The sequence below is a fragment of the Pseudoalteromonas sp. NZS11 genome, from assembly GCF_015864765.1.
Taxonomy (GTDB): Bacteria; Pseudomonadota; Gammaproteobacteria; order Enterobacterales; family Alteromonadaceae; genus Pseudoalteromonas; species Pseudoalteromonas arctica.
Window position 1 is genome coordinate 565,954 of the sequence record NZ_JADYWP010000001.1, and the last position, 13,802, is coordinate 579,755.

General features: G+C 39.6%; 10 protein-coding genes. 9 read left to right on the forward strand and 1 reads right to left on the reverse strand.

All coding sequences use genetic code 11. From position 1 onward, the window contains the following. Positions 1-19 precede the first annotated feature (19 nt). The 5 genes from rlmD (at position 20) to eno (ending at position 7,518) form a co-directional block, all read left to right on the forward strand. On the forward strand, positions 20-1,345 hold the full coding sequence (gene rlmD, locus I6E82_RS02525; protein ID WP_197116625.1) for a 23S rRNA (uracil(1939)-C(5))-methyltransferase RlmD: 1,326 nt from the start codon (positions 20-22) through the stop codon (positions 1,343-1,345). A gap of 8 nt (positions 1,346-1,353) precedes the next feature. Continuing rightward, complete coding sequence (gene relA / locus I6E82_RS02530; protein ID WP_007583109.1) at positions 1,354-3,510, forward strand: GTP diphosphokinase; 2,157 nt, start codon at positions 1,354-1,356, stop codon at positions 3,508-3,510. Between the two features lie 2 nt (positions 3,511-3,512). Further along, positions 3,513-4,310: a nucleoside triphosphate pyrophosphohydrolase gene (mazG, locus tag I6E82_RS02535; protein ID WP_197116627.1), complete on the forward strand. Its 798-nt coding sequence runs from the start codon at positions 3,513-3,515 to the stop codon at positions 4,308-4,310. Positions 4,311-4,472: 162 nt separating this feature from the next. Next, positions 4,473-6,107, forward strand: a complete 1,635-nt coding sequence (locus I6E82_RS02540; RefSeq protein ID WP_197116629.1) for a CTP synthase — start codon at positions 4,473-4,475, stop codon at positions 6,105-6,107. A gap of 112 nt (positions 6,108-6,219) precedes the next feature. Beyond that, positions 6,220-7,518 (forward strand): phosphopyruvate hydratase, encoded by a 1,299-nt coding sequence (eno, locus tag I6E82_RS02545; protein ID WP_024589994.1) that lies wholly within the window; start codon positions 6,220-6,222, stop codon positions 7,516-7,518. Positions 7,519-7,715: 197 nt separating this feature from the next. Here the strand turns inward: eno and mutH are convergent, their stop codons facing one another. Beyond that, positions 7,716-8,387 (reverse strand): DNA mismatch repair endonuclease MutH, encoded by a 672-nt coding sequence (mutH, locus tag I6E82_RS02550; RefSeq protein WP_197116631.1) that lies wholly within the window; start codon positions 8,385-8,387, stop codon positions 7,716-7,718. Positions 8,388-9,071: 684 nt separating this feature from the next. Between mutH and rppH the strand changes: the two genes are divergently transcribed. From rppH to lgt, 4 genes are all read left to right on the forward strand, one after another. Continuing rightward, complete coding sequence (gene rppH / locus I6E82_RS02555; RefSeq protein WP_002958704.1) at positions 9,072-9,590, forward strand: RNA pyrophosphohydrolase; 519 nt, start codon at positions 9,072-9,074, stop codon at positions 9,588-9,590. A gap of 229 nt (positions 9,591-9,819) precedes the next feature. Continuing rightward, positions 9,820-12,084, forward strand: a complete 2,265-nt coding sequence (ptsP, locus tag I6E82_RS02560; RefSeq protein ID WP_076923556.1) for a phosphoenolpyruvate--protein phosphotransferase — start codon at positions 9,820-9,822, stop codon at positions 12,082-12,084. A gap of 90 nt (positions 12,085-12,174) precedes the next feature. Continuing rightward, positions 12,175-12,984 (forward strand): sulfite exporter TauE/SafE family protein, encoded by an 810-nt coding sequence (locus tag I6E82_RS02565; RefSeq protein ID WP_007583120.1) that lies wholly within the window; start codon positions 12,175-12,177, stop codon positions 12,982-12,984. 13 nt (positions 12,985-12,997) lie between these two features. Further along, complete coding sequence (gene lgt / locus I6E82_RS02570; RefSeq protein WP_007583122.1) at positions 12,998-13,801, forward strand: prolipoprotein diacylglyceryl transferase; 804 nt, start codon at positions 12,998-13,000, stop codon at positions 13,799-13,801. Position 13,802 lies beyond the last annotated feature (1 nt).

Here is a 13,802-nt window from a genome sequence, read left to right on the forward strand (position 1 = left end):
AAACTGAAGGTAATGCCTAATGGCGCAAATTTTTAAAGCGAAAAAAAAACCGCTTAAGCAACAAACATTAGAATTAAATATAACGGGAATGGATCATCAAGGGCGTGGCATTGCTAAGCATAATAATAAAGTATGCTTTGTAAGCGGTGCATTACCAAATGAAACAGTTAAAGCAATGCTCGTCGAAGATAAAGCTAAATACAGCAGTGCAAAAGTAATTAAAGTTATTAAAGCGAGTGAATCAAGAGTAGACGCTTTTTGTGAGCACTATAATCAGTGTGGTGGCTGCCAATTACAGCATTTAGAAGTAAGCCAACAAGTTGTAGAAAAACAAACTGCAGTTACTCAGCTATTTAGTAAGTTTGCTAAATTAAACAGCTTAAACTGGCAAGCTCCATTATTAAGTAAGTCTGTGCATTACAGGCGCAGCGCTCGCATAGCCGTTATGTTTGATAAAGCAGCAAAAAAAATGCGTGTGGGTTACAGAGCCAGTGGTTCAAAAAATATTGTCAGTATTAATAAATGTGCAGTACTTGATGAAGTATTTGCAGATGTTTTTACACTTTTTGATGGTTTAATTAATCAACACAAAGCGCTGCACAGTATAAGCCATTTACAGTTATGCCAAAGTGATGAGAAAAACTTTGTTGTTATTCGTCACACTAAAGCAATTAACGATGATACAAAGGCTTTGGTTGAGCACATAACAAAAAGCCAACAGTTTGAAGTTGTATGGCAAAGCGAGAACGATGTAATTGAGCATTCACACTTAGCCATGCCGTTTTATTATCTTAAAGAGTTTGATCTAAAATTTGAATTTGGTTTAGGTAATTTTATTCAGGTAAATGCGCAAGTTAACGAAGCTATGTTAAAGCAAGCCGCAAATTGGCTTGATTTAAAAGGTGATGAAAATTTATTGGATTTATTTTGTGGCATTGGTAATTTCTCATTAGTGTTGGCAAAACAAGCAAAATCTGTAATTGGCGTAGAAGGTGTGACTTCAGCGGTTGCAATGGCTGCTCAAAATGCGCAAACTAACTCTATTACCAATGCGCAGTTTCATTGCTTTGATTTAACGCAAAGCATACAGAGCGCCCCATGGTTTAGTAAAAACTTAGATGTGCTTGTACTCGATCCTTCTAGGACTGGTGCAATGGCTGTATTAGAGCAATTATCTTTAAAGCAGTTTAAAACTATTTTATATGTCTCTTGTGACCCTGTTACTTTAGCCCGTGACAGCGCAATTATTTCACAAGCTGGCTTTGATCTTAATAAAATTGGGCTAATGAATATGTTCCCTCATACAGGGCATATTGAAACTATGGCGTTATTTCAACGGAGGTAGAACGCATTATGGTAGCTACACGACAATCACATCAACAAGATGAGACAACAGATTTTAGCACTCGGCTTTCATTTCTTGCCTTGTCTGAAGAAAAAACAGAGCTACTTACTAAAGCGCAAGCGCTCTGCGTAAAATGTGATAATGAAAGCAGGCAAACTACTGCAATCGAAATGGTTGAAATTTTAGCTGAGCTAAATCTCGACCCCGAATCGTTAGCTACTGCGTATTTAACCCCGTATTTTTTAAACGATTTAATATCACTAGAAACCATAGAAGAGCAGCTTGGTAGTAATATAGCCATGCTGTTAACTGGGGTTGCACAAATGGCCACTATTAGTACTTTATCGCATCAAGGTAAAGGAACTATGCAAGTTGATAATATTCGAAAAATGTTATTAACCATGGTTGAAGATGTGCGCGCCGTGGTCATTAAGCTTGCCGAGCAGGTATGTCATTTACGTAATGTAAAAAATGCGGATGAAGAAGACCGCGTCATTGCCGCTAAAGAAACGGCTGATATTTTTGCACCATTGGCAAACAGATTAGGAATAGGGCAATTAAAGTGGGAACTGGAAGATTTATCGTTTAGATATTTGCACCCAGGCACCTATAAAAGCATAGCCAAACAACTTGACGACAAACGTCTTACGCGCGAAGCCTATATGGAAGATATGGTTGAGCAAGTAAAAAACCGTTTAAGTGAAGCGGGCATAGAGGCCCAAGTTTATGGCCGCCCCAAGCACATTTACAGCATTTATAAAAAAATGCAGCAAAAAAACTACGAGTTTGATCAGCTTTTTGATATTCGTGCAATGCGTATCGTTGTTGAACGCCTACAAGATTGTTATGGAGCGCTGGGTATTGTGCACACCAATTGGCGTCATCTTAATAAAGAGTTTGACGACTATGTAGCAACCCCAAAACAAAACGGCTATCAGTCAATCCATACCGTAGTATTTGGGCCTGAAGGTAAAACAGTAGAAATACAAATTCGTACCAGCGATATGCATCAAGATGCTGAGTTGGGTGTGGCTGCACACTGGATGTACAAAGAAGGTGCATTACCGGGACGCGGCTCGGGTTATGAGCAAAAAATTAGCTGGTTGCGTAAGTTACTTCAATGGCAAGAAGAAGTGGTTGATGGTGGCGATTTAGCAGAAGAGCTTAAAAACCAAGTAGTAGAAGACCGCGTATACATATTTACCCCAAGCGGCGATATTATCGATTTACCACTTGGCGCTACACCACTTGATTTTGCTTACTACATTCACTCAAATGTAGGGCATCGTTGTATTGGCGCAAAAATTTTCGGCAAAATAGTGCCGTTCACGCATCAACTTACAACTGGGGATCAGGTAGAAATACTGACCCAAAAACAACCAAATCCAAGTCGTGATTGGTTAAACCCGTCATTAGGATACATTAAGTCATCGCGCGCTAGAGCCAAAATTCATCACTGGTTTAAACAGCTCGACCGCGACAAAAACTTAAGTGCGGGGAAAGAAATTCTCGACAGTGAATTACAAAAGCTTAATTTAACATACAAAGATTTAGAGCCAGCCATCAAGCGTTTTAACTTTAAAGAACTTGATGACTTAATGGTTGCAATTGGTGCGGGCGATGTACGCCTCAATCAAATGCTTAACTTTGTAAGTGATCGGACAGAAGATGAACCGGTTATTCGTATTAAAGCGCCTAGCAAAGTAACCGGTGACAAAAACGGCATAGTGGTTGATGGCGTTGGTAGCTTAATGAGCCATGTAGCAAAATGCTGTCGTCCTGTCCCTGGCGATGAAATAATAGGTTATATAACGCAAGGTCGAGGGATAGGTGTTCATAAGGAAGACTGTGATTCGTTTAATAACTTAAAAAATCAGCATCCAGAGCGTGTTATTTCGGTAAGTTGGTCTGAAGATATCAACGGCTCGTACGCACTAAGTATTAAAATAGAAGCCACCGATCGTTCAGGGCTAATACGCGATATAAGCTCAGTACTTGCTAACGAAAAAGTAAATGTTTTAAACATGAACGTAAATACGGTTGAAGATAATCAGTTAGCTATATTTACGATGCAAATAGAAGTACATGACTTATCTGGTACTAACCGTGTTCTTTCTAAGTTACACCAAATTGAAGGTGTACACGATGCCAAGCGTGGTCATTAATCATGAATGATAATGCAGCGCTTACACAGCTTCTTAGCATAATGAAAACACTGCGAGATCCCAAGGGCGGTTGCCCGTGGGATCTTAAACAAGATTTTAAATCTATTGTGCCGCATACACTAGAAGAAGCATACGAAGTTGCCGACTGTATTGAGTCAGGCAACTTAGGTGAGCTTAAAGGTGAATTGGGTGATTTGTTATTTCAAATTATTTTTTATGCGCAGCTTGCACAAGAGCAAAATCTATTTGATTTTAATGATGTAGTGGAGCAATTAAACGATAAGCTTACACGTCGCCACCCGCATGTATTTGGCGATAAAAAAGAGCTAACAGACGAGCAGCTATCGCAACAGTGGCAAACAATCAAAGCACAAGAACGCAGTGCTAGAGCGCAAACAAAATTACCTTCTTTTTGGCAAGATATTCCTGCCAATATGCCAAGCTTAAGTAAAGCCAAAAAAATTCAACAACGGGTTGCCGCACTTGGTTTCGATTGGCCAACGTATCATGGTGCACTTGATAAAGTGAGCGAAGAAGTGCTTGAAGTAAAAGAAGCGATTGAGCAAGACCCGTTATCTGATCATACAGCGGAAGAACTCGGCGACTTACTTTTTGCCACTGTTAATGTTGTACGCCATGTTAAACGAGACCCCGAACAGCTGCTTCGTAGCGCTAATGATAAGTTTTCAGTGCGTTTTGAAAAGGTAAACGCCTATTTGTATGCGCAAGGCAAAAGCTTAGATACAGCCACCTTTGAAGAAATGGACAGTGCATGGGATGCAATTAAAAAAGTAAAATAGGCTTAATGTTAAATAGTGCACATTTTTTGTGCGCGCATTAGCTAATTTTAGCTGGATTGATAAGCAGTGTTTTGGTACAATTTCGCCCCGTCTTGATGATATACCCTTAGGCTCTTCTTTGGGTGTTATATTCCTTTTAATTCCTGATATTCTAGGGTTCGCATGAGTACAAAATTTATCTTCGTTACTGGCGGAGTTGTTTCTTCGTTGGGTAAAGGTATTGCCGCAGCTTCACTGGCCGCTATTTTAGAAGCCCGTGGTTTAAATGTTACCATTTTAAAGCTGGATCCTTACATCAACGTTGACCCAGGCACAATGAGCCCAATTCAACACGGTGAAGTTTACGTTACAGAAGACGGCGCAGAAACTGACCTTGATTTAGGTCACTACGAGCGTTTTATTCGTACCAAAATGACTAGTCGTAATAACTTCACACAAGGCCGTGTATATGAAGACGTATTACGTCGTGAGCGCCGTGGTGAATACCTAGGCGCTACTATTCAGGTTATTCCACATATCACTAACGATATTAAGCAACGTGTATACGACGGTGCTGAAGGTTATGATATTGCTATTGTAGAAATTGGCGGCACTGTAGGTGATATAGAATCACAACCGTTTATTGAAGCAATTCGTCAGATGGGAACTGAAATTGGCCGCGAACGCGCGCTATTTATTCACTTAACGTTAGTGCCATTTTTAGGCCCTGCCGGTGAAGTTAAAACGAAACCAACACAGCACTCTGTTAAAGAGTTACGCTCAGTAGGTATTCAACCAGATATTCTTATTTGTCGTTCAGACCGTAAACTACCTAATAATGAGCGTGCAAAAATCTCATTATTCACAAACGTAGAAGAAAAAGCGGTTATTTCACTACCTGACGTAGACAGCATTTATAAAATTCCTGCGTTATTAAAAACGCAAGAATTAGATAACTTCGTATGTCGTCGTTTTCACTTAGATCCACCTGAAGCTGATTTAGCTGAGTGGGAACAAGTACTTTATCAAGAGTCTAACCCAACGGGTGAAGTGACCATTGGTATGGTTGGTAAGTATATTGAATTACCAGATGCATACAAATCGGTTAACGAAGCATTAAAGCATGCGGGCCTTAAAAACCGTTTAACAATTAATATTGAATATGTAGATTCACAAGACTTAGAAAGCAAAGGTGTTGAATTACTTTCACACTTAGATGCTATTTTAGTACCAGGTGGATTTGGCGGTCGTGGTGTTGAGGGTAAAATCTTAGCGGCTAAATACGCACGCGAAAATAAAGTACCATACCTAGGTATTTGTTTAGGCATGCAAGTAGCATTAATTGAATACGCACGTAATGTTGCAGGTTTAACGGATGCAAACTCTACAGAGTTTAATGCAAATTCAGAAGCGCCAGTAGTTGGCTTAATTACTGAATGGCTAGATGCTGAAGGTAATGTTGAAACACGTAGCGAAAAATCTGATTTAGGTGGCACTATGCGTTTAGGCGCACAAAAATGTCATTTAACACCAGGTTCTAAAGTACGCGAAGTATATGGCAGCGACGAAATAGTTGAACGCCATCGCCATCGCTACGAAGTAAATAATAACTTTGTAGAAATACTTGAAAAAGCAGGCTTAAGCTTTACTGGTTTATCAGAAGATAAAAAACTGGTAGAAATTATCGAAAATAAAGATCACCCATGGTTTATTGCCGCGCAGTTCCACCCGGAATTCACGTCAACTCCACGTGATGGTCATCCGTTATTTGAAGGGTTTGTAGCAGCCGCGCATATCCACCAAAAAGCGAATTCGTAATTTTAAAAGCCGTGCATATTGCACGGCTTTTTTGTTTTAAGGGCTGACTAAGCTATATAAAACGTAGTAAAGTTAGCTGAACTCACCATTTTGGGAATATAGAGGAATCAAGATGTCAGAAATCGTAAAAGTAATCGGTCGCGAAATTATGGACTCGCGTGGTAACCCAACTGTTGAAGCAGACGTACATTTAGCAGATGGCTCTTGGGGTCGTGCAGCAGCACCTTCAGGCGCATCTACTGGTACTCGTGAAGCATTAGAGTTACGCGACGGTGATAAATCACGTTACTTAGGTAAAGGTGTATTAAAAGCAGTTGGTTATATCAATAACGAAATTGCTGATGCTTTAAAAGGCCAAAGTGCATTAGATCAAAGCGCTGTAGATAAAGTGATGCTAGATTTAGACGGTACCGAAAATAAAGAAAAATTAGGTGCAAACGCAATCTTAGCTGTATCACTAGCAACTGCGAAAGCAGCTGCACAGTCTAAAAAAGTTGAGCTTTATGAACATATCGCTGACTTAAACGGCACGCCAGGTGTTTACTCTATGCCACTTCCAATGATGAACATCATCAATGGTGGTGAACATGCAGATAACTCTGTAGATATTCAAGAATTCATGATCCAACCTGTTGGCGCTAAAAACTTCCGCGAAGGCCTACGTATGGGTGCTGAAGTATTCCATAGCCTTGCTAAAGTACTTAAAGCTGATGGTCATTCAACAGCGGTTGGCGATGAAGGTGGTTTTGCACCAAACCTTGCATCTAACGAAGCGGCTCTTGCTGCAATTAAAGTCGCTGTTGCAAACGCAGGTTACGAGCTAGGTAAAGATATTACTTTAGCGATGGATTGTGCTGCGTCTGAGTTCTACGACAAAGAAGCAAACATCTACGACCTTAAGGGTGAAGGCAAAAAATTCACTTCTGAAGAATTTAACTTCTTCTTACAAGATCTTACTAATCAGTACCCAATCGTTTCTATTGAAGATGGTCTTGATGAGTCTGATTGGGATGGATTTGCACATCAAACTAAACTAATGGGTGATAAAATCCAATTAGTAGGTGATGATTTATTTGTAACAAATACTAAGATTTTAAAACGTGGTATCGACAACGGTATTGCTAACTCAATCTTAATTAAGTTTAACCAAATCGGTTCTTTAACTGAAACTTTAGCTGCAATCAAAATGGCTAAAGACGCTGGTTTTACTGTTGTTATTTCTCACCGTTCTGGTGAAACTGAAGATTCAACAATTGCTGATTTAGCGGTTGGTACTGCTGCAGGTCAAATTAAAACAGGTTCACTGAGCCGTTCTGACCGTGTTGCAAAGTACAACCAATTGCTACGTATTGAAGAGCAATTAGGTGATAAAGCACCGTACAACGGTCTTAAAGAAGTTAAAGGTCAGTAATTCTATTTTATATAGAATCTAATTTTTAATTTTAGATGATAAAATCCTCGCATAAGCGGGGATTTTTTATGCCTGATACTTTTTCAAAGAGATGAGAATAAGTTGTAGGGTTAAGCTTGCTGGCGCGCGCACAGAGCGAAAGAGGGTGGCGGCAATAATATTAAAGGTTACTTAAGTTTTAATATTTTATAACACAGTTAAAGCTGAAACTGCTGCTTTAAAATATCACCTGTAAAACTGGTTTTTAAGTAAAAGCCACGGGGTAGGGTTTTAATTATTTGCCCATTTGGACCAATAGCATCAGTCACTATTTTACTATGAGCAGCTTTAGGGCGTATTTGCATCGCATCGCCTAAATGGCCTGATATTTCGTCGACTCTACCTAGCGCAATTAGCTCCATTTGCTCTTCCCAGTCGCGCTGTAATAAAGCGTCTTGTTCAAACGTGGGTTGCCACAAAAAGCCGCTGCCGATGGTTCTATCAAACGGGGCAATATCACGTTCGCTTAAAATTGGCAGCCATAAAACATGATTTAGTTTTTTACGTACAGAGCTGGTATGCCAAGTCATTCCTGTAACGTTCATTAAAGGTGTAACCGATACAAACGTAGTTTCCAGTGGCCTACCTTTATAGGAAATAGGGAGTGTTTTTAGCTCAATTCCTAAATCTTCAAAATCCGGAACTGGTTTTGAGCCCGCAGTAGCACCTAGTACGTATTCAATTAACTGACCAGTCCAACCTTTTTCGCGCAGTAAATCATCTGGCGTTTTAAAATTATACTTGTTAGCAAGCTGCCCTAGAGTTAATCCGGCAATATTATTAACGCGTTGCATTAAATCGTTAATTGAGTGTGGTTTTGTAGGTCGCATGTCATGCCAATCTTATTAAAATATGAATATTATAGAGGTTTAACAACTCACTAACTACGTTGAAATTACTTATGCGGAGAAACTGCATATGATAGTTTTTTGTTATTGAGCTACTTTTTATTGCAATTATAAATATCAATTCAACGTAATTAGTATTCTTAATTTCGGTTGTATAAATATCATAGCCATGATAGCAAATAGGCTAAGCCGTGGATATCTCTAGGGTTGTGTGTTTTTTGCTCGCTTGTTGTTTGTGTTAATTTTGAACATATTGAAATTAAGCTGCTTTACTTTAAGTTACTGACTCAGTTGGTTTTTTTAATGTTGTACATTCAGTTTTGATTAAGCAATTTAAAAGTTGTAAGGATAAATACAACTATATGAACATGTTTATCCACAGAATCTGTGGAGAAGCCAAGTTTTTAGATCTAATATTGTGGATTTGTTTGCAAAATGAGCGTGTTTTACAAAAGTTATGCACAAACTGTGAGTAACTAGAGGAAAACAAGAACCGCAATAGCCTTGTTAAGTTATTTTCCAAATATTTACCTACTCTCCATTAATTTATCAATGTACTAAAAGCTCAAACTTAGCTTACTAATAGGGTTGGGTATAATAGTATTTGCCGTATTGCGGCTAATGTGGAACAATCATTAAAAATCGACTTACAAATGAGGCACTAAGGTGATTGATGCCGAAGGTTTTCGTGCCAATGTCGGAATTGTGATTTGCAATAATCAGGGACAGGTTTTTTGGGCCAGACGTTATGGTCAACACTCTTGGCAATTTCCCCAAGGTGGTGTTGATGATGGCGAAACTGCAGAACAAACCATGTACCGTGAATTACACGAAGAAGTAGGGTTGCGACCAGAAGATGTAGAAATAGTCGCAAGCTCAAAACATTGGTTACGCTATAAATTACCCAAACGATTAATCCGCCGAGACTCTAGTCCGGTGTGTATTGGGCAAAAACAAAAATGGTTTTTACTAAAATTACGCTGTAAAGACGAAGATGTAAATTTACTTAAAACCCATCATCCTGAATTTGATGATTGGCGCTGGGTAAGTTATTGGTATCCTGTAAGACAGGTTGTATCGTTTAAACGGGATGTTTATCGACGTGTAATGAAAGAGTTTGCTCCTTTCGCCATGCCTTTTAATAAGAGAGAACAACATAAAGATCATTGGCGAAGTAAAAGGTAGTTAACTAGGTAACCTGAACTCTGGATAATAAATCTATCTCGAGCAGCTATTTTCAGCGCTAACTACGTTGAATTTACTTGCAATAGGCCAGCTATTGACGCGTAAGTTCGCCTTGTTTTCACTGAAAATCTCTGGCTAGAGAAAATAAAGCTAAATATCACCATGACTCAACACGTTAGTAAATATCTTAACCAGAGTTCAGGTCAAGTATAAAATAAAGGAGCAGGACATGCTGGCTACACTGAGATCTATTGCGGAGTCTGTATCGCGACAAGCGAATTTAGACAGCGCATTAGTGTGCTTTGTGCAAATGGTTAAAGATGCCATGAAAACCCAGTGCTGCTCCATTTATTTTGCAGATTACAGCCAGGACAATTTTGTACTTATGGCAACCGAAGGGCTAAATCCCGATGCGGTAGGTAAGTTTAGAATTGGTTTTACCGAAGGTTTAGTTGGCCTAGTAGCGCAACGTGAAGAACCTATTAATATTGCATTTGCTAAATCGCATCCTCGTTTTAAGCTCTCCCCCGAAGTAAACGAAGAAGGCTACAACGCTTTTTTATCTGTACCCGTTGTTCATCAAAAAAAAGTACTGGGCGTTATTGTTGTCCAACAAAAAATGGCACGTGTATTTAGCCAAGACGAAGAGTCTTTTTTAATAACACTTTCTGCCCAACTTGCTTCACAGTTAGCGCATGCTGAAATTAAAGAAATACTACGCCAAGATGAATCATCTCATCAAACGTCTGTTTTAAAAGGTGTATCGAGCGCGCCAGGAATAGGTATAGGACAAGCATTTGTTGTATTACCAAAACTTGATTTTAAATCTATTGAGCTTTTAAAAGACAGTGACGTCACTGAGCAGCGTCGTTTGTTTACTCAAGCTGTAGCTGCAACGCGAAAAGAATTTAATACCCTATCGATGACGCTAAGCGATTCTATTCCGCACGAAGCTCTTGCGGTATTTGATGTGTATCAACAACTGCTTGATGCTAAAAGTTTAGGGCATAATGTTGAAATGCAATTACAAGAAGGCTGGTGTGCTAAAAGCGCCCTAAAAATTGTAATAGAGCGTTTAATATCTCAATTTAATGCCATGCAAGACCCTTATATAAAAGAGCGTGCTGTTGACGTTAAAGACATTGGCCTTCGCGTATTACACCACCTTGTAAATACCGAGCACGCTGTTAAAAATTATCCGCCCAACACTATTTTAATTGCTAATACCTTAACGCCCGCTATGCTTGCTGAGGTGCCAAAAGGTCACTTAACAGGCGTTGTAAGCGTAAATGGTTCTGCAAATAGCCATGCTTCTATATTAACGCGTGCGATGGGCATTCCTGCCATTTGGGGTATAGAGGATTTACCTCTACTGCAGTTTAATGGCAAACCGATGATTTTAGATGCATTTGCTGGGCGTTTATATATATCGCCTTCACAAATGCTGATGGATGAATACACAGAGTTACAGCATCAAGATAACCTACTTAATAACCGCTTTTTAGCTGAGCAAGACTCAGAATCAATTACGCTTGACGGTGAACATGTTAGCTTATTATTAAACGCAGGCCTTGAGCTTAATACTGAGCAAAGTAGCGCTCATATTTGTGACGGTGTGGGGCTTTATCGAACCGAAGCGTGGTTTATGCAAAAGGGTCAGTTTCCTTCGCAATCAGAGCAAGAAAATTGGTACCGAGAAGTACTAACTAGCTATCATCCTAATCCTGTGGTTATGCGTACATTGGATATTGGGGGCGATAAGGTACTTGATTACTTTAATATTACCGAAGAAAACCCATTTTTAGGTTGGCGTGGTATTCGTATTAGCCTTGATCATCCAGAGTTATTTTTAGATCAGCTAAAAGCGATGCTTAAAGCAAATATTGGTTTGGGTAATTTAAAAATAATGCTCCCTATGATCAGTGGCACTGAAGAAGTTGATGAGTCACTTGCGTTATTTGAACAGGCTTATTTTGAGTTAAGTGAAAAATACCCAGAGCAAACCATAGAAAGACCCGACATAGGAATAATGCTGGAAGTACCTTCAAGTGTATTTATGCTTCCAGAGTGGTCAAAAAAAGTCGATTTTTGCTCAGTAGGCAGTAACGATTTAACACAGTATTTATTAGCAGTAGACAGGGCTAATGCACGTGTAGCCGAACTTTTTAACCCTTATCACCCAGGTGTACTAAGAGTACTAAATAAAGTGGCGCACGAATGTGAGCAATATGAACTGCCATTTAGTTTGTGTGGTGAACTAGGCGGCGATCCTGAAGGAGCTATTTTACTTATTGCCATGGGTTACAGACGCCTGAGTATGAATTTATCATCGCTTAATAAAGTGAAGTGGGTACTTAGGCGTTTAAATGTCAGTGACATGGAACAACTACTAAGTGAATGTTTAGCGCAATCCACAGCCAAACAAGTACTACGTTTAACGCGAAGCTTTATGCTAGAGCATAAATTAGGTGATTTGTTTTACACCCCAAAATAAGCTTGTACACCTAATTAATTGCAATACACAGATGCTATTAGTTTTATAATCCTTTAATATATAAACCTTAAAAGGGTATTTGAGATTACTATGTATGACTTAGGTTTGTTAGTCGCAAGCTGCGCACTACTAGGCTGTATTGTTGGTTTTTTAGCTGGGTTACTAGGCATTGGCGGCGGTTTAATTATCGTTCCAGTACTAACCACTCTGCTACTCTCATTTAATGTAACGTCGGCTGATCATGTATTAGTAATTGCTATTGCAACCTCACTCGCTTCTATTTTATTTACTTCAACGTCTTCAGCGCTGGCTCATCATAAAAATGATAATGTGCCTTGGGCAATCGCCCCGTGGGTTATGTCGGGTGTGGCTTTAGGTGCACTTATTAGTGGCTTTGCAGCAAGTTTAATCCCTGAACAAATATTACGTACAGTGTTTGCTATAAGTGTTGTATTTATTGCAGCAAGAATGGTGCTCTCCGCGCGTAATAAACCGATGTCAGAAAAACCGTTGCCGGCAGGTCCTATTTTAGGAGGCGTTTCTGCAATAATGGGCGGGTTATCAGGTTTAATAGGGATTGGCGGCGGAGCTTTAATAGTACCTATGCTTAATTATTTTTCGGTTGATATAAAAAAAGCAATTGGCTGCGCGGCAGCGTGCGGAATTGTTATTGCGTTATTTGGCTCTATTGGTTACATCAGCGCAGGCTGGCATGTTACCGATTTAGAGCATGGTTTTGCCGGGTTTGTTTATTTACCTGCATTATTTGGGATTGTTATTACCTCGTGGTTTGTTGCGCCCATTGGCGCCAAAGCAACTCACTATTTACCTGTTAATACAATTAAGAAAGTTTTCGCGGTGCTGCTTGTAGTTATCGCAATTAAAATGGTTTTTAGCTAAAGGTTTATTTTTTATGGCACTTGAGTTTCCTCAAATTGATCCAATTATTTTTTCTGTTGGACCGCTAAGCGTACGTTGGTATGGCTTAATGTACTTAATAGGTTTTGCATTTGCGATGTGGTTTGCTAATCGTCAAGCGTCAAAGCCAAATTCGGGTTGGACTAAAGACCAAGTAAGCGATTTACTGTTTTACGGCATGTTAGGGGTAATACTAGGTGGGCGTATTGGCTACGTATTGTTTTACCAGTTTAGTTATTTTATAGAAAACCCACTGTATTTATTTAGGATAGATCAGGGCGGTATGTCGTTCCATGGTGGAACACTTGGCGTTATAACCGCCGTCGCAATTTTTTCGTGGACGCGTAAAAAGTCACTGCTTCAAGTAGGCGACTTTGTTGCACCACTTGTTCCTGTAGGGCTTTTAGCAGGGCGTATTGGTAACTTTATAAACGGTGAGTTATGGGGCCGAGTTACCGACGTGCCATGGGCAATGGTATTTCCAACGGGCGGTCCGCTTGCGCGTCACCCATCGCAATTATACGAAGCATTTTTTGAAGGCTTAGTGCTGTTTTTAATCCTGCAATGGTTTATTAAAAAACCACGTCCAGCAGGCAGCGTAGCCGGTGTATTTTTATTAGGTTACGGCGTGTTTAGATTCTGTATTGAATATTTCCGCCAACCCGATGCACAACTAGGTTTATTTGCCGACTTTATTTCAATGGGACAAATACTTTCACTTCCTATGATAGTGGGTGGTTTAGGTTTATTAATTTGGGCATATAAGCAACCACAACACGTTAAAACAGCTAAGGCATAAT

What these genes read in the sequence shown, in the direction of transcription:
- mutH (WP_197116631.1), bottom strand. Translation starts at nt 8,387, where the DNA reads ATGCGACCTACAAAACCACACTCAATTAACGATTTAATGCAACGCGTT.
- I6E82_RS02565 (WP_007583120.1), top strand. Translation starts at nt 12,175, where the DNA reads ATGTATGACTTAGGTTTGTTAGTCGCAAGCTGCGCACTACTAGGCTGT.
- ptsP (WP_076923556.1), top strand. Translation starts at nt 9,820, where the DNA reads ATGCTGGCTACACTGAGATCTATTGCGGAGTCTGTATCGCGACAAGCG.
- lgt (WP_007583122.1), top strand. Translation starts at nt 12,998, where the DNA reads ATGGCACTTGAGTTTCCTCAAATTGATCCAATTATTTTTTCTGTTGGA.
- eno (WP_024589994.1), top strand. Translation starts at nt 6,220, where the DNA reads ATGTCAGAAATCGTAAAAGTAATCGGTCGCGAAATTATGGACTCGCGT.
- mazG (WP_197116627.1), top strand. Translation starts at nt 3,513, where the DNA reads ATGAATGATAATGCAGCGCTTACACAGCTTCTTAGCATAATGAAAACA.
- I6E82_RS02540 (WP_197116629.1), top strand. Translation starts at nt 4,473, where the DNA reads ATGAGTACAAAATTTATCTTCGTTACTGGCGGAGTTGTTTCTTCGTTG.
- rlmD (WP_197116625.1), top strand. Translation starts at nt 20, where the DNA reads ATGGCGCAAATTTTTAAAGCGAAAAAAAAACCGCTTAAGCAACAAACA.
- relA (WP_007583109.1), top strand. Translation starts at nt 1,354, where the DNA reads ATGGTAGCTACACGACAATCACATCAACAAGATGAGACAACAGATTTT.